Source organism: Paenibacillus sp. Y951 (assembly GCF_056786395.1).
In genome coordinates this window covers 1-19,529 of sequence record NZ_JBXCIY010000020.1, presented here as the reverse complement: position 1 = coordinate 19,529, position 19,529 = coordinate 1, and the positions used below count along the sequence as shown (strand labels likewise).

The following is a 19,529-nucleotide window of genomic DNA, read 5'->3' as shown; positions in this document are numbered from 1 at the left end:
TGTTTTAAGTTTAGCATATCTAACTACAAGAAAGCCCTAACAATGAGTTAAAAACTCATCGTTAGGGCCAATCGTTAACTTGCTTGTTTAGTCGGACGATGATTATTGAACATTATTTTCTTGGCTTCGCGGAAACCGATAAAACGCTGAGTTTCTTCATCCCATAAACTAACCTTTAATGATAATAAGCTTTCACGTATGCCAATTGTTGTTGCTTTCTGTAATGGCGGAGTCTCATTATGCGCTTGTTCTAAGAAATAATTAGGAACTTTTGGACTAAGATGATGCACATGGTGGAAACCAATATTTCCTGTTAGCCATTGCAATAACTTAGGCAGACGGTAGTAAGAACTTCCTTCTACAGCTGCTTTCACATAGCTCCACTCATCATTATGCTCAAAATAAGAATCCTCGAATTGATGCTGTACATAGAACAACCAAATACCTAACGCACCTGATACGTAGAATACTGGAATTTGTACAAGTAACATCGCTTGCCAACCAACAGCCCAAGTTAAAAGTGCATACATGCCAACGATCAAGAAGTTCATCAAATACGTGTTCATTCTTTCTTTACGACGTGCACCTTTACGATTAAAGCGATATTGGAATAAAAATACGACAAATGGTCCTAGTACAAACATGACTAACGGATTGCGATATATTCTATAATGTAATTTTTGTAATTTAGTTGCTTGTTCATATTCTGATACAGTCATAATCCACAGATCGCCTACACCACGTTTATCTAGATTACTACTAGTTGCATGGTGGATCGCATGTGAATTTTTCCATTGTTGATAAGGAACATGAGTAATAACACCTGTGATGATCCCTACAATATCATTAGCACGCTTACTTTTGAAGAAAGAGCCATGGGTGCAATCATGAAAAATAATAAATGTTCGAACAACGAACATTGCTGTCGCGATACTTAGTGGCAATGTAAGCCAGTAAGATACACTTAAGCTCAAGTACGTAAGGTACCATAATGCAATGACGGGAATTAATGTGTTGCATAGTTGCCTTACACTTATGGACAGCTTCGTTTTCTCAAATGGTGACATGCTTTTCTTCAACTGAAGCTGCTTCGGATCATTCATATACAACATCTCCTCGTATCGCTAATAGCTTTTTGGCTAGTGAATATATTTTATATTACTATTGTATACACTTTACGTCATATCCATAAGTCATAAACGTAAGGAAAACCATATGACAAACGTCATATGGTTTTCGATAATATTACTATTCGCATCCTATTTGATGCTGACTAAGCTACGTTAGCCTAATCATCGTTAGCAAAGACATTGTAACAATACCCAGCAACGTGTACGGCATGAGTACACGAGCGGTCAATCTTCAGCACGTAGCTTCCAATAGAGCTTCAAAAAGTGGGCTTTCAGAACCGAGCAGGTGAAGCGTTACTTGAGAAAGACGGAAGCGCAAGTGTACATTATTACGTACACGCGAACCGTACTTTCCAAGTTCGCTTCAGATGCGATGTCGAATACGCTACGTCAGCATCCTCATCGTTATCAAAGCCCGCTTTTTGAACTACCTCTCTAGAAGGCCCATTCACCTTTGCGGAATACTGGTATGACCGTTCCGTCTTGCCCGATACCGTCAATATCCATTTCCCCAGACCCAATCATAAAGTCGTTATGTGTAATACTTGCGTTAACACCATTAGCTGCAAGTTCTTCTTGTGTCATTGTTTTTCCACCATCAATATTGAAAGCATAACCGCTTCCGATCGCTAGATGATTTGAAGCATTTTCATCAAATAATGTATTAAAGAATAATACACCTGATTGTGAAATAGGCGAACGATGTGGAACGAGTGCAACTTCTCCCAAATAATGAGAGCCTTCATCAATTTCCACTAGCTTCGCTAAAAATTCGGCACCTTGCTCTGCTTCGTAGTTCACGATACGCCCATTTTCGAATGTAATCTTGAATTTATCGATCACATTACCGCCATAGCTAAGTGGTTTAGTACTAGAAACATAACCATTCGTACCATTTTTCAACGGAACAGTGAATACTTCCTCTGTTGGCATATTTGCCATAAATGTATGTCCCTGCTCGTTCTCACTACCAGCGGATACCCATAAATGCTTATCGGATAACTCAATCGTAAGATCAGTCCCAGGAGCACGATAATGTAGCTTTTGGAAATGATAGTTGTTAAGTGCGATCGCCTTAGCATGCAATGTATCGTTATGCTCCTGCCATGCTTGAACGGGATCAGCTGCATCTAGTCGTACTGCGGCAAAGATTGCTTTCCATAATAGTTCAATCGCCACTTGCTGGGAAGCAGCCTGCGGGAATACCTTATTTGCCCAATCTGTGCCCGCTGCTGCGACAACTGTCCAGCTGAATTTATCTGCTTGCATCGCTCGTCTAAATTCCATCAGCGCTGTACCTGAAGCTTTTTGGAATGCTGCAATGCGATTTGAATCTACACCCGATAATAGATCAGGACTACTGGATACGATTGAAATAAAGGCAGCATTTTTTTCATAAAACTGCTTACGTTTATCAGCTTCCCACTGCGGGTAATCACTGAACACATCTTCAGCAGCCTTCATATATTTTAAGCGTGAAAGCTTGTCATCTATCCACTCCACGTGAACATTACTTGCTCCCGCTTCATACGCTTGATTAGCAACAGCACGAACTAAGTCTGCTTGCTCGATAGTCCCTGTAACGAATACCGGTTGCCCTGGTTGAACGTTAACCCCAACTTGCACAATTAATTTTGCATATTTATCTAATTGTTCATTCCAATTTGTTGACATATGTACATCTCCTTTAATTTAGACCACAAGTGAATATTTTGAACTACCTCTATCTAGTATGAACTATTATATCCGCATCTATTATAAGCGCAAGTGTACATTAATACGTACACGCGAACCTACAATGTTTCTGCAAGAAATATACATCGGAAGCTTATGCTATACTTTCCAAGTTCGCTTCAGATGCGATGTCGACTATGCTTCGTCAGCATACCCATCGTTATCAAAGCCCGCCTTTTGAACTTCCTCTTCCAATGAAGGTTCAAAAAGCGGGTTTTCAGAACCGAGCAGGTGAAGCGTTACTTGAGAAAGGCGGAAGCGCAAGTGTACATTAATACGTACACGCGAACCGTACTTTCCAAGTTCGCTTCAGATGCGATGTCGACTATGCTTCGTCAGCATACCCATCGTTATCAAAGCCCGCTTTTTGAACTTCCTCTATAGAACTAGAATAGTAGCCCCATCCAGTCTTCCTTCGTAACCGGACCAAAATAATAGGTCAAGTCGATGCCGTCTGCTTGCTTGCTTAACTCTTCCTCAGTGTAGCGCAACCCAACAAGCTGCTCAGCAACTTCATTACGATCCCCGCGACCGAAAAAGTCACCATAAATTGCCGCTTCCTGGATCACTCCATCATGCACATTCAAGCGCACATCGAATGTCCCTGCTCCTTCAATACGTTTACGCTGTTGCATATTGAACTGAGGTGAACGTCCATAGGTCCACTCCCAGCTACGATACCGTTCATCAGCAAGTTGATGAACCTTTTTCCAATCCTCGTCAGTTAGCTGATAAGATTGAACTTCACCTTCACCCGCAAATATAGAATGTAAAATTTTCAGTCGGAACTGTTCGATGGTCATTGGTTCTTGTAAAAAATCGGTAATGTTAGCGACGCGACCTCTAACAGATTTTGTTGATTTGGAAGCATATTTCTCGGCATTAACTTTCAAAGCACTCGCAACATTTTGCATTTCAGAATTGAATAGCAACGTACCGTGGCTAATAATTTTACCTCTGGAATGGAACTGTGCATTACCCGATATTTTCTTTTCACCAATTTGTATATCATTCCGTCCAGTTAGCTCCGCTTCGATACCCATAGTACGCAAAGCCTCTACAACTGGCTCGGTAAACTTCTTGAAATTGTGGAAGGAAGAACCATCATCCTTCATAATAAAGCTGAAATTCAAATTACCTAGATCGTGATAAACGGCCCCGCCACCACTCATACGACGCACAATATGAAGATTATTGTCCTTCACATATTCCGCATTAATTTCTTCAACAGTATTTTGATTTTTGCCTATAATAATCGAAGGCTCATTAATATAAAATAAAAGATAATTGTTCTCAGGCAGTTGTCTAAATATGTATTCCTCTAACGCTAAGTTAATTGCTGGATCATGATTGCCTTCATTGCTCACAAATAACATAATGAGATTCCCTCCTATTTTTTTTGAGCATCTATGTTGAACTTCTCGGAATGAAAAGTCACATCAGGAGCATTTTCTTGAAATATTCTGTAATGATTACTACTAACTTCTCGCATTTAAGATTAACTTCGTATATTGATTTAAAGATCTTGTCATCCTGAAATTATACCCTTAAAGAGTATTGCTTTTCAACTTCGCAGCTTAATGTCATAATGAAAATGTGATCATAATAACATATGTTTTCGAATATTTACTCGTCATCTTAATGAAGAGTTTCGAGATGCTATGACAAATTCAGCCTATGCTTCCGATGTAACTTTTGATTTACTAGGAGTTTATCGAGGAGACATCAAAAGTTTTCAGGAGGATACGATGAGATATAAACAACTTGGAAATAGTGGATTAACGGTATCAGCTATTGGGCTTGGTACTAATGCATTTGGCAAACGTGCAGATGCTCAAACCTCAACATATATTATTGAACAAGCTATCGAAAATGGCGTCACATTTATCGATACAGCGAATATTTACGCAGGCACTTAATCAGAAACCATTATAGGTAAAGCGATTCAAGGCAAACGCAGCGATATTGTTCTGACTACAAAAGCAGGGCTTCCTACTGGTAAAAGTCCTTTTCATAAAGGATCATCTCGCCATCACCTGATGCAAGAGCTAGAAGCAAGTCTTACTCGTCTGCAAACAGATTATGTTGATCTATATCAAATCCATACATTTGACCCTCTGACTCCACTTGAAGAAACGTTACGCTGTCTTGAAGATATGATTAATTCAGGAAAAGTTCGATATATTGGATGCTCTAACTACTATGCTTGGGAGCTCATGAAAGCATTAGGTATTAGCGAGCGCTCAGGATTAACCAAATATATTTCTCAGCAAGTAAGCTATTCTTTAGCTGATCGCACAATTGAACGTGAGCTTATTCCACTTTGTCTTGATCAGGGCATTGGAATTATCCCTTATTTTCCGCTTGCTGGTGGAATATTAACAGGTAAGTATACGGTAACGAATCAAGCTCCCGAAGGTTCTCGTGCTCAAACTGATCCGAACTTTAATCGTTTCTTAACAGCGCGCACATTGAAGCTTAGCCAAGAGCTACAACAACTTGCGCTTGAACATGGAACGACTCCTTCAAATCTTGCTATTGCTTGGTTACTTCATCAACCAGTCGTGAGTACCGTCATAGTAGGTGCTACGAAAGTAAAGCAATTAGAAACTAATTTGGAAGCATTAGATTTATCGATCAATAACGAGCTAATGGAGCAACTTAATGAAATTAGTGCTGATTTCGTCTATGGAGAACCATTTGCTTCTTACCGAATCTAACTATATTACTTAGAACATTAGTAAATCCTATTACGCAAGATCTGCCGGGAACACTAGTCCAATTTGCTTACGTGCTTCGTCCATTATTTCCATTGTAATTAGCGAGTTTTCGTAAGAATTGATCGAAGATTCCACTTTATTCTCTTCTAGTAATTGAATAAAATGTTCGATTTCATAATACATATCATGCTCAATCGTCGGTAGACTCAGATCGACTTCTTCACCACCACGTGGTATCAACGTAATTCGACTAGGCTCACTTACACGGTCTAGCACTAGATTACCTTGTTCTCCTTGAATTTCCACTGGTAGTGATGAATTGGATATTTTGGAGTACATAATAATCGCATCCATATCATCATATTCCAATATCATGCTACCTTCACCATCAACCCCTGAATCCAGCATAAATGCGGAAGCTTTTACTGACTTAGGCTTACCGAATAGCATAACGGCAGGGTAGATGCAATATACGCCAATATCCATTAATGCCCCGTTGGAATATTCAGGCTTGAATGCATTCAGTACATTACCTGCTTTATATGCATCATATCGCGAGGAATACTGACAATAGCTAGCGAAATAACGTCTTATATGTCCAATTTCACTAAGATGCTTAGCCGCTTGACGAAATGCTGGTAGCGTCGTTGACTTCATCGCTTCCATCAATAAAACTTGCTTACGCGTTGCTATTTCAATTAATTCCTTCAATTCTTTACTATTTGATGTAATAGGTTTCTCACATAGTACATGGATGCCTTTTTCTAATGCTAGTTGCGCATAATGAGCATGTAAATTTGTAGGCGAAGCAATATATAAAGCTTGAATATTTCCACTATCAAGCATCTCTACCACATCCGTATAACAATGAACAATATTATGTTTATTAGCAAAGCTTTGAGCTGTATCTATAGAACGAGAACATACTGCTCCTACTGAGAAATTCGTCAGCATTGAGCCCGCCGCTATAAATCGATCACTAATAAAGTTAGTCCCAATAATACCGAATGAAATCATAAGATCCCTCTTCCCCCAGCATAGTTAACTATTTACTTTGAAGCTGCTTCCAAACTGCTTTATTGCTATATTTTTTATTGAAACTAATTTCTTCGCCGAACCATGTCGGAGGAACAAATTCATTTGCCGCTTCCATAGAATCAAATTCAACCTCAACGACGACGAAATCTACTTGATCGTATATATCGATTTCTACAATAACATCATTCCACTTAGCAGTAATCCGATCTTTCGTTAGCGGAATATAACCGAAGGCTTCAATCACTTGATCATAAATGACTTGTGTAATCTCATATTCAACTTCCTCACGAGCAAGTCCAACACCATTTTTGAATGTATGCGTGTAGCTATAGTTTCCTGTAGCAGTATCGCGAATACGCCTAACGCGAAGCTCTTGATCAACATCCATAGCAATATACGTTTGCTCTATGCGATGCTGTGATTGTTGCTCTATAATACCTTCCTCTATTAACTGTTGTGAAGAGATTTCCAACAGATATTTACGTTCAATTTCTAATACCATCGTATACTTACCTCCCAAAATTTTTATCGATTATTATCCCTAAAAGCTATCAGAATATAACGACCTATGCAAGTTCTTGTGTACACATGATACAATAGAAGATATGAGATTAATAGACAAGGAGCTAGATAATGGATATTACACTTATTCCGATATCACTCATCGATGAAGATAAAGACCAACCGCGATATCAATTTAGCCAAGAAGCACTTGCAGAACTAGCAAATAGTATTTCTGAAATCGGTCTACTTTCCCCTATAAAAGTACGCACTGTAGACAATGGTCGATACATGATCATTTATGGTAATCGTCGTTATAAAGCTTCGCTTATGGTTGGACTTGAGAACATCCCTTGTATCGTTTCCACGGCGACAGATGAGACAGATATTTACTTTGAACAAATCGCAGAAAATTTGACACGCGAGGATTTCTCCCCAATTGAAGAAGCTGAAGCCTTCCATAAATTAATGAATGACTCTCGGTTCCAAAGCTCTATGAAGCTATTATCCAGTAAGCTAGGCAAACCAGAAAGCTATATTAAAAACAAATGTGAGTTATTAAAATTTGGTAATGCTGTGAAAAAACTTATTGTCGGAGGGACGCAAATCCGCAAAGATTGCTTGACGGAAGATCAATTAATGCCATTAAAAGACTTACCATTTGAATATCGTGATACTTTAGCACTTACGGCAGCAAGAGATGAATTGCCAGTTAGTGATGTGAAAAAGATTGCCAAACTATTCAAAGACAAGACGATTTCAGATGCAACAAAAGAAAAGCTATTATTGAAAAATGGGAGCGGATTAATAGAAACATGGTCCGTGTTCGAGCAAAATCGCAAAGAAAAATTAGCTCGCGAGAAAGACCGTCAAGAAAAAGCTGAGCAAGAAGAACAACGTAAAGCTGCAGCAGCTATGAACGAGCAATCTGAACTGAGTAAGGCTTCAACTGCTGTAGGCAAGCAACAGACATCCTCGGGTGAAAACGATACTTTCGAATCAGCAACAACGGTACAGCACGCAGATCACGCCAACGAAACAAGTCATGTTACTCTGCAAGCAGACTCTGCATATGTAACATCTATCGCTGCAATCCCTCTGCAACAGTCGAGCTACACTGACTCGCTAGATGAGATGCAACAACAGGCACAGCAACTACTTACTCTAATTACTTCTGGCGACATGCTGCAGTTAGAAGCAACTTCTCAGCTCTCCAGCGTTATGCTGACAAAGCTTCAACAGTTAACCCAGCTATGGAAACAAATACAACAAAAAAGCAATGAATAGAGATGTAGCTTCAAAAGCGCGCTTTGATAACGATGATCGGCTTCGTAGCTTAATCGACATCGCATCTTAAACGAACTTGGAAAGTATAGCATAAGCTTCCGATGTATGTTTCTTACAGAAACATTGTAGGATCGCATGTACCAATTACGTACAATTGCGCTTCCGCCTTTCTCAAGTAGCGTTCCACCTGCTCGATTCTGAAAGCCCACTTTTTGAACCTTTATTGGAAGAAGTGGCCTCAAAAAGCGTACTTTGATAACGATGATTAAGCTAACGTATATATAATAAAAGAAATGCTTAGTTATGCAGTGTGACACGCAAAACAACGGGCATTTCTGCTATTTCAATACATATTCAGCGATATTTTTACTATGATCCCCTATACGCTCCAAATTACTCAGTACATCAAGAAATATCGCACCAGAATTACCACGACAGCGATTATTATGAAGCCGTTTGAAATGACCTGTTCGAAATTCGAGCTCCATGCGGTCTAGATCTGCTTCTCTTCCTAATACATCCGCTGCTGCAGACCGATCATTTTGTTCAAGTGCATACAATACACGTGAAGTAATCCATTCGGCTGCATCAAACATCGTATGTAATTGCTCCAATGCTTCCTTAGAAAACTGTAATCGATTACGAATACAATAATCAGCCAACTCCACCACATTTTCCGCATGATCTCCAATTCGTTCAATATCATTAACGATATTAAGTAATCCTGTAGCCTTTTCCGATTCTTGCGCAGTTAATCCATTTTGATGAATTCGTACCATATAATCCGTAATTTGATGATCCAATTCATTAACTAATATTTCTTTTTTCGATGCCAAATTAGCAGAGCGCGAGTCTTGCTCGAAGAAATAATGAGCAGCATGTAGCAATGTTTCACGAGCAATCGTCCCCATACGAATAACCTCATATTGCGCTTGTCCAAGTGCGACGCTCGGTGTAGCAAGTAATCGCTTGTCTAGATACTGCACCCCAAAGGTTACTTCTGTTGACGTATGCTGCGACTGAATAACCGTGTTCGCTAATCTGATAAGTAGTGGTGTCAACACAATATAGACTAATCCCGTAATGAATTGAAATATTCCATGAGCAGTAGCAAGCTGCATTTTAATTGGCATTGATTTCCCTACCCATTCTACAAATATATAGATCGGATGTTGCAAAAGTAGGAAAATAGTCGTACCACAAATATAGTAAATGACATCAAGAAATACTACTCGCTTCGCTTTAATCGTTGCACCAATTACTGCTATACAAGCAATAACTGCTGACCCCATATTACTACCCAGCAGAATGAGTATTGCACCGTCCAAATGAACGAGACCTTCATCAGCAATGGTTTGTAGCACACCAATTGCAGCATTCGAGCTAGTTAATAATAAAGTCAATACGATCCCTGTAATAATGCCAAACAATGGGACGTCCGATAATTTCAGCATAAATTCAGATGTATAATCAGAAAGAGAAAGTAGCTGTAGACCATTTCTCGTAATCGATAACCCTAGAAATAATGCACCAAAACCAAACACAACTTGGCCGATATATTGTAATCTTTTGTAATAAACGAATAAGAGTAATATTACGCCAACTGTAATAATCGGTAATGCATAATTTTCGATATCGATACCTACTACAAATATCGTTACCGTCGTACCAATATTTGCACCGATAAGTACACTAATCGCTTGTTTTAAACTAAGTATATTGGCATTCATTAATCCAATAATCAATATCATTGCACCTGTGGAGCTTTGAAACAATATCGTGATCAATATCCCGACAAGTACACCGAGTAATGGATGAAATGTATAGGTAGCAAGCCAATGCCGTATATTATCGCCAGCTGTTTTTTGCAATCCGTCGGATAAATACTTAATTCCGAACAGAAAAATTGCAATTCCACCTACAATCTGAAAGATTGTATCTTGTATATTCACAATAGCTCCTCCAAAATGGATAACTTTCTCAGCAATTGAAATGATCTAGAATTAATTTGTAATATGATTGAAATATTTCATTCATCTTACCTTAATGTAGATTGGTTATACTTCTAAGTGACCCCCTTTTTAATAATATAAACTTTCGACCCACAGCCCGTTGCTGTGGGTCCCTTTTTTTTGTTAACGGTGCAAGTTCGCTTCATATTCGCCGCCGATTAAGCTACGTCAGCATAATCATCGTGATCACACCCAGCAATGTGTACGATACGAGTACACCAGCGGACAAATGTTTAGCACAAAGCTTAAAATAAAGGTTCAAAAAGTGGGCTTTCAGAACCGAGCAGTTGAGACGCTACTTGAGAAAGGCGGAAGCGCAAATGTACGTTATTGGTACATGCGAACCGTACTTTCCAAGTTCGTTTCAAATGCGATGCCGACTAAGCTCCGTCAGCATCCCCTTCGTTATCAAAGTCCACTTTTTGAACTTCTTCCCAGAATAACCCTACTTGTTCGGGTTTATGCGCATCTGATCCATACACACATTCAATCCCTAATGCTGTCGCCTGCTTAATAAACCAACTTGGAACATAAGCTTGTTCACAGGTTGCTACTCGCAAACCAGCTACATTAACATCTACTCCGACACCACTTTCCTGTAATAGAGGAAGTAATTGCTCTAATCGCGCATTCATAAGTATTTCGGTAATAGGAGGTAGCTTATGAGCGAATTTGGTAATTAGATTCAAGTGACCAATTCGTTTTCGCATATCGAGTCCGCTCGCATGCTCGATAGCAAGTTCGACATGATCGAAATAAGTATCCACCAATGTATCCATCGTTCCGTAATATCGCAATAGATTGCGCGAGAAATCTTCGGCAGTAAAATCAATACAATACATTCCAGCTTTTCCAGGCAAATAATGTACAGAATAAACAACATCTTCAAGTAAATGTCCCCATTTACTAACCAATTCATCTGTATAATCCGTCCGTCCATGCAAGTAATCCAATTCCAGTCCAATCGTAACTTCTATTCTGTCCCGATACTTTTCCTTCACCTGTTGTACGTAAGCGAAGTATTGTTCTAATTGTTGCTCCGGCATTGCCAACTCCTGAAACAATGATTGATCTTTCACCCAATTAGCTGGAAGTGGTGGATGCTCCGTCACCGAATAACGGGTAAATCCTAGTGCAATAGCCTGCTCTACATATTGCTCTAATGGAGCATCATTACCGTGATAACAAAATTGTGTATGTGTATGGCCATCCCATTTAATCATAATAAGCACCTCAGTATATGTTGATGTAGTTTTAAAAACTCTCTTGTGATCACGATCTATCAATTCAATGTTAGTCGCAAGTTTATTCTACCTTATATTGCTACAATACTTTAATTAATTTATTCATTTAGTGCAACCTTTATAAATTAAATTGCGTCTCTAGTTGTAGCATAATTAAAAAGGAGCCTTACTACACATGAAACAGAAAAAACATCTATGGAAATCTACTGCTACTCTACTTATCGCTCTAACTATCGTATTAAGTGGATGTGGGGGCAATGCTAACGATCCAGTTCCAGTTCCAACGACGACACCTGAAAACGTAACTAATGAAGATAACTCAATAGATGACAATTCAGATATTAATCAAGAAGAAGTCAATCCGGAAGACGAACTTCCAGCATCACCAGAGGCAACAACTACACCGGAACTAGAAGCTACAGAAAAACCAAGTACATCAGAAAAGCCTGAAGCTACAACGAAGCCAGAGGCAACAGTAAAACCAACAGCTAAGCCCACAGAAAAACCAGCGGCAACACCTAAACCAACTGACAAACCAACAGCTAAGCCTACTGCTAAGCCAACACCTAAACCGACAGCTAAGCCTACAGAAAAACCAGTGGCAACGCCTAAACCGACAGCTAAGCCTACCGCTACACCAGAACAACCAACTAGTATTAATCTCAATGATATAAGTGAACAAATAATAAATGATGTACAATTTTCTACCATGATGGATGTCTCAGGTGAAATGATTTCTGACGTATTCTATATGGATAGCGATAAATATGTAGAAGACGGTATATTCCAAGTAGCGATGATGAATGTGAAAGCAGCTGATCTTGCAATTATTAAGCTGAAAAATGAATCTGACTACGATGCAGTGAAAACAGCGTTAACGAAGCGTGCTGAAGATGTTCAAGCTACTTTTGAAAAATATTTACAAGATCAATATGAAAATGCGAAGAACTATCAAATCGTGCGTCATGGCAAGTATGTACTCTACTCCATCTCACATGATCAAAAGAAAGTACTTGAAATTTTCGAAAGCTATGTAAAATAAGCTAGCCCAACACAATAATTTCTACCATTACAATAAGGTTCAAAAAGTAGGCTTTCAGAACCGAGAAGAGGAAGCGCTACTTGAGGAAGGAGGACACTCCAGTGTACGTAGTTGGTACACGAGTCCCGGACTTTCCAAGTTCGCTACCTATTCGACGCCGATTAAGCTTCACGGATCGCTTCGTTATCAAAGTCTGCTGTTTTGAACTACCTCATCTACTTTAATATGAGTAAACTCACTTACCTTGAACAACCCCTGATCAGTAAGTTTCAGCTCCGGAATGACAGGAAGCGCTAGAAAAGATAATGTAAGAAATGGATTGAACTTTTGCTCGAATCCAATATCAGACAATGCTTTATTAAGAGCTTCTAGTTGTTCATATACATATTCAAATTTTTGATTAGACATTAATCCCGCAATCGGCAATGAGACGGAAGCTAGCACCTTGCCATTGTCTACAATAGCAACGCCGCCCTTCAATTGCTGAATAACATCTAATCCAAACAATATATCCTCGTCATTAACACCTACCGCTACAATATTATGTGAATCATGAGCAATAGTCGCAACGATCGCACCCGAAGTAATCCCTAGTCCTTTCAATATCGCTACGCCAACCGTTCCTAAAGCTTTATGTCGTTCAGCTACGACCATTTTCAACTGATCTCTTTGCGTCGACGGTTGAAACAGTAACGATTCATTCACATCAACTTCCTCGATGAGATGTTTTGTTTCAATACTATTTGGAATAATACCGATAATATTAGCTTGTTTAGTAGTATTAGTAATAGGTAGCTCTAAGTTTTGTTTCGTTATTGGTCTAACATTAATGCTAGACATCAGTTTCTCTATCGGATCTGCTGTATGAACAACAGGTCCAACATATACGTTGTGTTTGGCAACTAACTGACCAGCTTTATACACTTCAGAGATTGATATATTTTCAATCCGATCCAAGAAAACAATATCAGCAATATAACCAGGTGCTATAGCTCCACGATCTTTAAGACCGAAGCATTCTGCTGCATTCAATGTCGCCATCTGTATCGCTAATATTGGGTCAATTCCTTCTTCGATCGCAAGTCGAATATTATAATCTATGCTTCCTTCGTTGACTAAGTCGTCTAGATGCTTATCATCCGTTACAAACAAACATCTTCTTGCATTTTTTTCGTTCACTGCCTTAATAATTGTTCTTAAATTTCTAGCTGCAGATCCTTCACGTAGCATCACATACATTCCACGTTGTAATCTGTCTCGAACTTCTTGTGGCGTCGTACATTCATGATCAGTACGAATACCTGCTGTCATATAGACGTTAATCGCTTCTTTATCCAAACCAGCCGCATGTCCATCAATATGCTTATTATGACTGTGGGCTGATTGTAGCTTATCCATTACAGTGGAATCACCCGCTATAACACCAGGTGCATTCATAACTTCACCTAGACCAATCACTCTTTCGTGTTGATAATATGGTTCTAGCTGCTCTGCGGTCAATACAGCACCCGCATTCTCGAATGAAACCGCTGGAACACATGATGGAAGCATATAATAAACATCTAACGCTATATTTTCAGATGATGCAATCATATAATCAAGACCATCTTCTCCACTTACATTAGCAATTTCATGCGGATCTGCAATAACGGTTGTTACACCATGAGGTAGAACAACATGCGAATATTCCGCAGGCGTAAGCATGGCTGATTCAATATGAACATGACCATCAATAAATCCTGGCGCAATATATTTGCCGTTAGCATCTATTATCGTTTCACCATCATAATTACCTAGCCCAACGATGACCCCAGCAGTAATAGCAACATCCACAGCTAATATTTCCTGATTAAACACATCTATGACTTTGCCGTTTTTTAAAACGATATCAGCCTTCTCTCTTTTCGCAGAAGAGGCTATATTTCTCAATAAGCTCTTATTATCTCTATTCACAACATGACGTCCTTCCTTATGCTTTTCATGATCGTAATGCTGTATATTATAACTCATCTCATTAATAATGCGAACCATTCAAAGACAGCCCGCTTATATCGGTCTAACAAATCAAAGAGCTGCTCTATTGTAGCCCTTGGCTACAATGGAGCAGCTCCATCTATCGTTATTATTGCAATCTAATGCCAATTCCGAATGGATCAACTACATACATATATCCTTCACTCTTAAGAACCGGATAACCAGCTTCTTGTAGACGCCCAGCAAGTAATTCACGATCTCCCTCACTAGGAAGTATAATTGTGAAATATTCCAGCCCCGTTGCATTTACGGGTAGTGCTGTTGCACCTCGTCCATTCCAAACATTAAGTCCGAGATGATGATGATATCCGCCAGCACCTACAAATAATGCTCCATTAGCGGACCAGTCTGATTCAAGTGAAAAACCAACAATATCATTATAAAATTCATTAGCTTTTTTCAAATCTGAAACATGTAAGTGTATATGACCCATAATAGTATCCGCATCTATGGCATGAAAGACTTCGCCTTCACTCTCTCGAAGCAAGCCTTCCCAATCAATCGGGTCTGAAACCATTTTCACCATGTTGTTACTATCATATTGCCACTCGGAGCGAGGTCGATCTCGATAAATTTCAATACCATTATTGTCTGGATCTGATAAATACAACGCTTCACTTACCAAATGATCCGCTTGTCCAACCTGAACACCTTGCTCAATTAAATGGCGTAATATACTCCCTAACGCCTTTCGAGTAGGTAATAGTAAGGCGAAATGGTATAAACCATTATGACCACGGTGCGATCCTGTATATACATTATCAATTTCCTCAAGCTCAATTAAAATAGTAGATCCATTTGCCGTTAGTTGTGCTGATTTATCCGTTACATTTAACGATTTAAGTCCTATTACTCTTTCATAGAACGAAATAGAACGCGCCAAATTTTCTACTTTCAACTTAACATTACCAAGAGAAGCATTTGAATTTATTGTAAATGTCATAAAGAACAACCTCCATTATTTATAGTTACTTACTTTTTATAAGTTAATTATATTATTGTCATAGTTATCTGTCAATGTCTCAATTTAACTATTGTATGGATCATTCATTCAACATAATAAAAACACAAATGAATCCATTGCTATAGTGTTACGAGAACGTTGAATATTCATACATACAAATCCGACATCTTTTCGTATACTTCAAAGAACAATCTTACTATTTATAATTTTTTAATAAGGAGTCAAATCTACATTGTTATCTACTATCAATTATATAAATATATTAAATTTGAAAAGATAGGGTATACACACATACGCATCTACCACCTTCTTCGTATGATAAAGAATTACTAAGGGAGGTGTTTTTTTGGATAAATTATCCAATAATAAACAAATTGATAAGCTTCAACTAAAGAATCACAAGACTCAAGAAGTAATGATTAGTGGAATTCACCCCACACCTGGTCGCCGTGGACCAACAGGTCCTCCCGGACCTCCAGGGCGTCCAGGATATCCTGGGCCTGATGGACCAACGGGTGCTACTGGACCTTCTGGAGCTACTGGTAGCACTGGTGTTGCTGGACCTACTGGCGCTACTGGTGTCGCTGGTGTTGCTGGGCCTACTGGCGCTACTGGTGTCGCCGGTGTTGCTGGGCCTACTGGCGCTACTGGTGTCGCCGGTGTTGCTGGGCCTACTGGCGCTACTGGTGTCGCCGGTGTTGCTGGGCCTACTGGCGCTACTGGTGTCGCTGGACCTACCGGTCCTTCTGGAGGTCCTCCTGGACCTACTGGTCCTACGGGTGCTACTGGTGTTGCTGGTATCGCTGGACCTACTGGCGTGACTGGCGTGACTGGTGTTGCCGGAGCTACTGGCGCTACTGGTGTGACTGGCGCCGCTGGTGTTGCCGGAGCTACTGGCGTGACTGGTGCCGCTGGTGCTGACGGTGCTACTGGTGCTACTGGTGCCGCTGGTGCTGACGGCGCTACTGGCGCCGCTGGTGCTGACGGTGCTACTGGCGCCGCTGGTGCTGATGGTGCTACTGGCGCCGCTGGTGCTGATGGTGCTACTGGCGCCGCTGGTGCTGATGGAGCTACTGGCGCCGCTGGTGCTGATGGAGCTACTGGTGCCGCTGGTGCTGATGGTGCTACTGGCGCCGCTGGTGCTGATGGAGCTACTGGTGCCGCTGGTGCTGATGGAGCTACTGGTGCCGCTGGTGCTGATGGTGCTACTGGCGCCGCTGGTGCTGATGGTGCTACTGGTGCCGCTGGTGCTGATGGAGCTACTGGTGCCGCTGGTGCTGATGGAGCTACTGGCGCCGCTGGTGCTGATGGTGCTACTGGTGCACCTGGCGCTACTGGACCTGCTGGCGCTACTGGTGTTGCTGGCGCTACTGGTGTTGCTGGCGCTACTGGTGTTGCTGGCGCTACTGGTGTTGCTGGGCCTACTGGTGTTGCTGGATCAAGCGCTATTATACCGTATGCATCTGGTTTACCTGTCGCACTTACTACAGTTTTGGGCGGTCTCCTAAATACTAATTCACTTGTTGGATTTGGAAATTCTGCAGGAGGAGTAACACTCGTTGGTGCTAATATCGACCTAACTGGAGCTGCTGGCTTACTTCTTAACATGGCATTCTCAGTTCCTAGAGACGGTACAATTACAAGTATGTCAGCATATTTCAGCACAACAGCTGCTCTTTCACTTCTCGGATCAACACTTACCATTACTGCTCAATTATTCAGTTCAACTACACCTGATAATATCTTCACCCCAGTTCCTGGTGCCGTTGTAACATTAGCTCCCTCACTAACTGGAATCGTTGCACTAGGTGCCATAAGTAGTGGCAATACGCCTGGATTAAGTATTCCCGTCACTCAAGGTACTCGTCTATTATTAGTATTCTCTTCAGAAGTTACTGCTGGTTTGGATATAGTTTCAACCATCGCAGGATATGCTAGCGCAGGTATTGCAATTAGCTAACTATTTATTTTAATTAATGGGTTGCCACGCCGTATAAACTACGGTACGGCAGCCCTTTCCTATTAATAAACTATCTTTAAATACTATATTCTACAATACTATTATGCTATTTTTTTCGAAAAGATAGGATATTCACACATACGCTTCCACTGCCCTCCGCGTATGATATAGAAGTTCATAGGGAGGTGTTTTTTTGGATACAAAATCCAATAATAAACAAATTGATAAGCTTCAACCGAAGAAATGCAAGTCTAAAGCAGTAACGATCAGTGGAATTCATCCTATACCTGGTCGTCGTGGACCAACAGGTCCTCCTGGGCCTCCGGGTCCTCAAGGACCTCGAGGCTACCCTGGAGAACAAGGTCCTCCTGGAATTGGACTTACTGACATCGTACCATTTGATCCAACAGAAGCTCCTTTTTATCAAGTAGGGCAAGTTGTTTCTTACAACGGAGTACTCTATGTTGTAACATATGCTCCACCTCAAGGTATTCCTGGTGAATCACCAGACTACGAAATAATTTCTGTGGCTGGACCTGCTGGGCCCACTGGGGCTACTGGACCTGCTGGTGCTACGGGAACGACTGGACCGACTGGCGAATTTGACACAAGTCAACTAATATTCACTGTTGAAGGTCCTGCTGGAGATACGGCAACATTACTATTAGGTGAGACTCTGTCTTTTGAATCTACAACATTAGATATTAATGTTACGCAAGGTTCTGCTATCGTAAGTATTGAATTGCCTACAATTCCAGTAGGTGCTACTGGACCAACTGGACCTACTGGGGCTACTGGTGTTGCTGGGGCTACTGGTGTTGCTGGGGCTACTGGTGTTGCTGGGGCTACTGGCGTTGCTGGGGCTACTGGTGTTGCTGGCGCTACTGGTGTTGCTGGCGCTACTGGTGTTGCTGGCGCTACTGGTGTTGCTGGCGCTACTGGTGTTGCTGGGGCTACTGGCGCCGATGGCGCTGATGGTGCTGATGGCGCGACTGGCGCTGATGGGGCTACTGGGGCTGATGGGACTACCGGAGCTACTGGCGCTACCGGTGCTGATGGAGCTAGAGGAGCTACTGGTGATGATGGGGCTACTGGTCCAACCGGTCCTTCTGGAGGGCCGATTGGACCTACTGGGGCTACTGGCGCGACTGGCGCGACTGGCGCGACTGGCGCGACTGGCGTGACTGGTGCCGACGGTGCTGATGGGGCTACTGGTGCTACTGGGGCTGACGGTGCGACTGGAGCAACTGGAGCAACTGGAGCAACTGGCGCGACTGGCGTGACTGGCGTGACTGGCGCGACTGGCGTGACTGGTGCCGACGGTGCTGACGGCGCGACTGGCGCGGATGGTGCGACTGGAGCAACTGGTGCGACTGGAGCGGATGGTGCAACTGGCGCGGATGGTGCGACTGGAGCTGACGGCGCGACTGGAGCCGATGGTGCGACTGGAGCCGATGGTGCGACTGGAGCCGATGGTGCGACTGGAGCAACTGGTGCTACTGGAGCTGACGGTGCGACTGGAGCAACTGGTGCGACTGGAGCTGACGGCGCGGATGGTGCGACTGGTGCGACTGGAGCTGACGGCGCGACTGGAGCCGATGGTGCGACTGGAGCCGATGGTGCAACTGGAGCAACTGGAGCAACTGGTGCGACTGGCGCGGATGGTGCGACTGGAGCTGACGGCGCGACTGGAGCCGATGGTGCGACTGGAGCAACTGGTGCGACTGGCGCGGATGGTGCGACTGGAGCCGATGGTGCGACTGGAGCTGACGGCGCGACTGGAGCCGATGGTGCGACTGGAGCTGACGGCGCGACTGGAGCCGATGGTGCGACTGGAGCTGACGGCGCGACTGGAGCCGATGG

At 41.9% G+C, this 19,529-nt stretch carries 16 protein-coding genes and 1 pseudogene; 8 read left to right on the top strand and 9 right to left on the bottom strand.

Going from position 1 to position 19,529, the window contains the following annotated elements:
- Window positions 1-74 precede the first annotated feature (74 nt).
- A complete protein-coding gene (gene desA, locus AC1TPB_RS20910; protein WP_482078284.1) occupies window positions 75-1,103 on the bottom strand; it encodes a Delta(5) desaturase DesA in 1,029 nt (342 codons plus the stop codon).
- A gap of 325 nt (window positions 1,104-1,428) precedes the next feature.
- Here desA and AC1TPB_RS20905 point away from each other — a divergent pair, with 325 nt between their 5' ends.
- Complete coding sequence (locus AC1TPB_RS20905) at window positions 1,429-1,569, top strand: hypothetical protein (RefSeq protein WP_482078283.1); 141 nt, start codon at window positions 1,429-1,431, stop codon at window positions 1,567-1,569.
- Here AC1TPB_RS20905 and AC1TPB_RS20900 read toward each other — a convergent pair.
- A complete protein-coding gene (locus tag AC1TPB_RS20900; protein ID WP_482078282.1) occupies window positions 1,566-2,804 on the bottom strand; it encodes an aminopeptidase in 1,239 nt (412 codons plus the stop codon). The genes AC1TPB_RS20905 and AC1TPB_RS20900 overlap by 4 nt on opposite strands.
- Before the next feature lie 197 nt (window positions 2,805-3,001).
- Here AC1TPB_RS20900 and AC1TPB_RS20895 point away from each other — a divergent pair, with 197 nt between their 5' ends.
- Both AC1TPB_RS20895 and AC1TPB_RS20890 read left to right on the top strand, forming a co-directional pair.
- Window positions 3,002-3,139 (top strand): hypothetical protein, encoded by a 138-nt coding sequence (locus AC1TPB_RS20895; protein ID WP_482078281.1) that lies wholly within the window; start codon window positions 3,002-3,004, stop codon window positions 3,137-3,139.
- Complete coding sequence (locus AC1TPB_RS20890; RefSeq protein WP_482078280.1) at window positions 3,108-3,248, top strand: hypothetical protein; 141 nt, start codon at window positions 3,108-3,110, stop codon at window positions 3,246-3,248. The genes AC1TPB_RS20895 and AC1TPB_RS20890 overlap by 32 nt, the downstream gene beginning before the upstream one ends.
- A gap of 2 nt (window positions 3,249-3,250) precedes the next feature.
- On the opposite strand, the gene lplA is transcribed toward AC1TPB_RS20890, so the two are convergent.
- Window positions 3,251-4,240: a lipoate--protein ligase gene (lplA, locus tag AC1TPB_RS20885; protein WP_482078279.1), complete on the bottom strand. Its 990-nt coding sequence runs from the start codon at window positions 4,238-4,240 to the stop codon at window positions 3,251-3,253.
- Between the two features lie 372 nt (window positions 4,241-4,612).
- On the opposite strand from lplA, the pseudogene AC1TPB_RS20880 reads away from it, so the two are divergent.
- Window positions 4,613-5,584: pseudogene (locus AC1TPB_RS20880) on the top strand (aldo/keto reductase).
- Window positions 5,585-5,614: 30 nt separating this feature from the next.
- On the opposite strand, the gene AC1TPB_RS20875 reads toward AC1TPB_RS20880, so the two are convergent.
- Both AC1TPB_RS20875 and AC1TPB_RS20870 read right to left on the bottom strand, forming a co-directional pair.
- Entirely contained in the window at window positions 5,615-6,601 is a 987-nt protein-coding gene (locus tag AC1TPB_RS20875) for a Gfo/Idh/MocA family protein (RefSeq protein WP_482078278.1), read from the bottom strand.
- Window positions 6,602-6,629: 28 nt separating this feature from the next.
- Entirely contained in the window at window positions 6,630-7,124 is a 495-nt protein-coding gene (locus tag AC1TPB_RS20870) for a CYTH domain-containing protein (protein ID WP_482078277.1), read from the bottom strand.
- 131 nt (window positions 7,125-7,255) lie between these two features.
- Between AC1TPB_RS20870 and AC1TPB_RS20865 the strand changes: the two genes are divergently transcribed.
- Window positions 7,256-8,410 (top strand): ParB/RepB/Spo0J family partition protein, encoded by a 1,155-nt coding sequence (locus AC1TPB_RS20865; protein ID WP_482078276.1) that lies wholly within the window; start codon window positions 7,256-7,258, stop codon window positions 8,408-8,410.
- A gap of 338 nt (window positions 8,411-8,748) precedes the next feature.
- Here the strand turns inward: AC1TPB_RS20865 and AC1TPB_RS20860 are convergent, their stop codons facing one another.
- A complete protein-coding gene (locus AC1TPB_RS20860; RefSeq protein ID WP_482078275.1) occupies window positions 8,749-10,362 on the bottom strand; it encodes a Na/Pi cotransporter family protein in 1,614 nt (537 codons plus the stop codon).
- Between the two features lie 440 nt (window positions 10,363-10,802).
- Window positions 10,803-11,645: a histidinol-phosphatase HisJ gene (gene hisJ, locus AC1TPB_RS20855; RefSeq protein WP_482078274.1), complete on the bottom strand. Its 843-nt coding sequence runs from the start codon at window positions 11,643-11,645 to the stop codon at window positions 10,803-10,805.
- 196 nt (window positions 11,646-11,841) lie between these two features.
- Here hisJ and AC1TPB_RS20850 point away from each other — a divergent pair, with 196 nt between their 5' ends.
- Window positions 11,842-12,708 (top strand): DUF4358 domain-containing protein, encoded by an 867-nt coding sequence (locus AC1TPB_RS20850; RefSeq protein ID WP_482078273.1) that lies wholly within the window; start codon window positions 11,842-11,844, stop codon window positions 12,706-12,708.
- Between the two features lie 186 nt (window positions 12,709-12,894).
- On the opposite strand, the gene ade is transcribed toward AC1TPB_RS20850, so the two are convergent.
- Both ade and AC1TPB_RS20840 read right to left on the bottom strand, forming a co-directional pair.
- The gene (gene ade, locus AC1TPB_RS20845) at window positions 12,895-14,739 is read right to left on the bottom strand and encodes an adenine deaminase (protein WP_482078272.1); all 1,845 of its coding nucleotides are present in this window, start codon (window positions 14,737-14,739) and stop codon (window positions 12,895-12,897) included.
- Between the two features lie 91 nt (window positions 14,740-14,830).
- Complete coding sequence (locus AC1TPB_RS20840; protein WP_482078271.1) at window positions 14,831-15,685, bottom strand: VOC family protein; 855 nt, start codon at window positions 15,683-15,685, stop codon at window positions 14,831-14,833.
- A 367-nt stretch (window positions 15,686-16,052) separates the two neighbouring features.
- On the opposite strand from AC1TPB_RS20840, the gene AC1TPB_RS20835 reads away from it, so the two are divergent.
- Together AC1TPB_RS20835 and AC1TPB_RS20830 are read left to right on the top strand one after the other, a co-directional pair.
- Complete coding sequence (locus tag AC1TPB_RS20835; RefSeq protein ID WP_482078270.1) at window positions 16,053-17,666, top strand: exosporium glycoprotein BclB-related protein; 1,614 nt, start codon at window positions 16,053-16,055, stop codon at window positions 17,664-17,666.
- A gap of 193 nt (window positions 17,667-17,859) precedes the next feature.
- On the top strand, window positions 17,860-19,529 hold a 1,670-nt coding region (locus AC1TPB_RS20830; RefSeq protein ID WP_482078269.1), incomplete at its 3' end, for a collagen-like triple helix repeat-containing protein.

Excerpts from the sequence above, each read along its gene's own strand:
- desA (WP_482078284.1), bottom strand. The coding sequence starts at position 1,103 with ATGAATGATCCGAAGCAGCTTCAGTTGAAGAAAAGCATGTCACCATTT.
- AC1TPB_RS20900 (WP_482078282.1), bottom strand. The coding sequence starts at position 2,804 with ATGTCAACAAATTGGAATGAACAATTAGATAAATATGCAAAATTAATT.
- AC1TPB_RS20895 (WP_482078281.1), top strand. The coding sequence starts at position 3,002 with ATGCTTCGTCAGCATACCCATCGTTATCAAAGCCCGCCTTTTGAACTT.
- lplA (WP_482078279.1), bottom strand. The coding sequence starts at position 4,240 with ATGTTATTTGTGAGCAATGAAGGCAATCATGATCCAGCAATTAACTTA.
- AC1TPB_RS20875 (WP_482078278.1), bottom strand. The coding sequence starts at position 6,601 with ATGATTTCATTCGGTATTATTGGGACTAACTTTATTAGTGATCGATTT.
- AC1TPB_RS20870 (WP_482078277.1), bottom strand. The coding sequence starts at position 7,124 with ATGGTATTAGAAATTGAACGTAAATATCTGTTGGAAATCTCTTCACAA.
- AC1TPB_RS20865 (WP_482078276.1), top strand. The coding sequence starts at position 7,256 with ATGGATATTACACTTATTCCGATATCACTCATCGATGAAGATAAAGAC.
- hisJ (WP_482078274.1), bottom strand. The coding sequence starts at position 11,645 with ATGATTAAATGGGATGGCCATACACATACACAATTTTGTTATCACGGT.
- AC1TPB_RS20850 (WP_482078273.1), top strand. The coding sequence starts at position 11,842 with ATGAAACAGAAAAAACATCTATGGAAATCTACTGCTACTCTACTTATC.
- ade (WP_482078272.1), bottom strand. The coding sequence starts at position 14,739 with ATGGTTCGCATTATTAATGAGATGAGTTATAATATACAGCATTACGAT.
- AC1TPB_RS20840 (WP_482078271.1), bottom strand. The coding sequence starts at position 15,685 with ATGACATTTACAATAAATTCAAATGCTTCTCTTGGTAATGTTAAGTTG.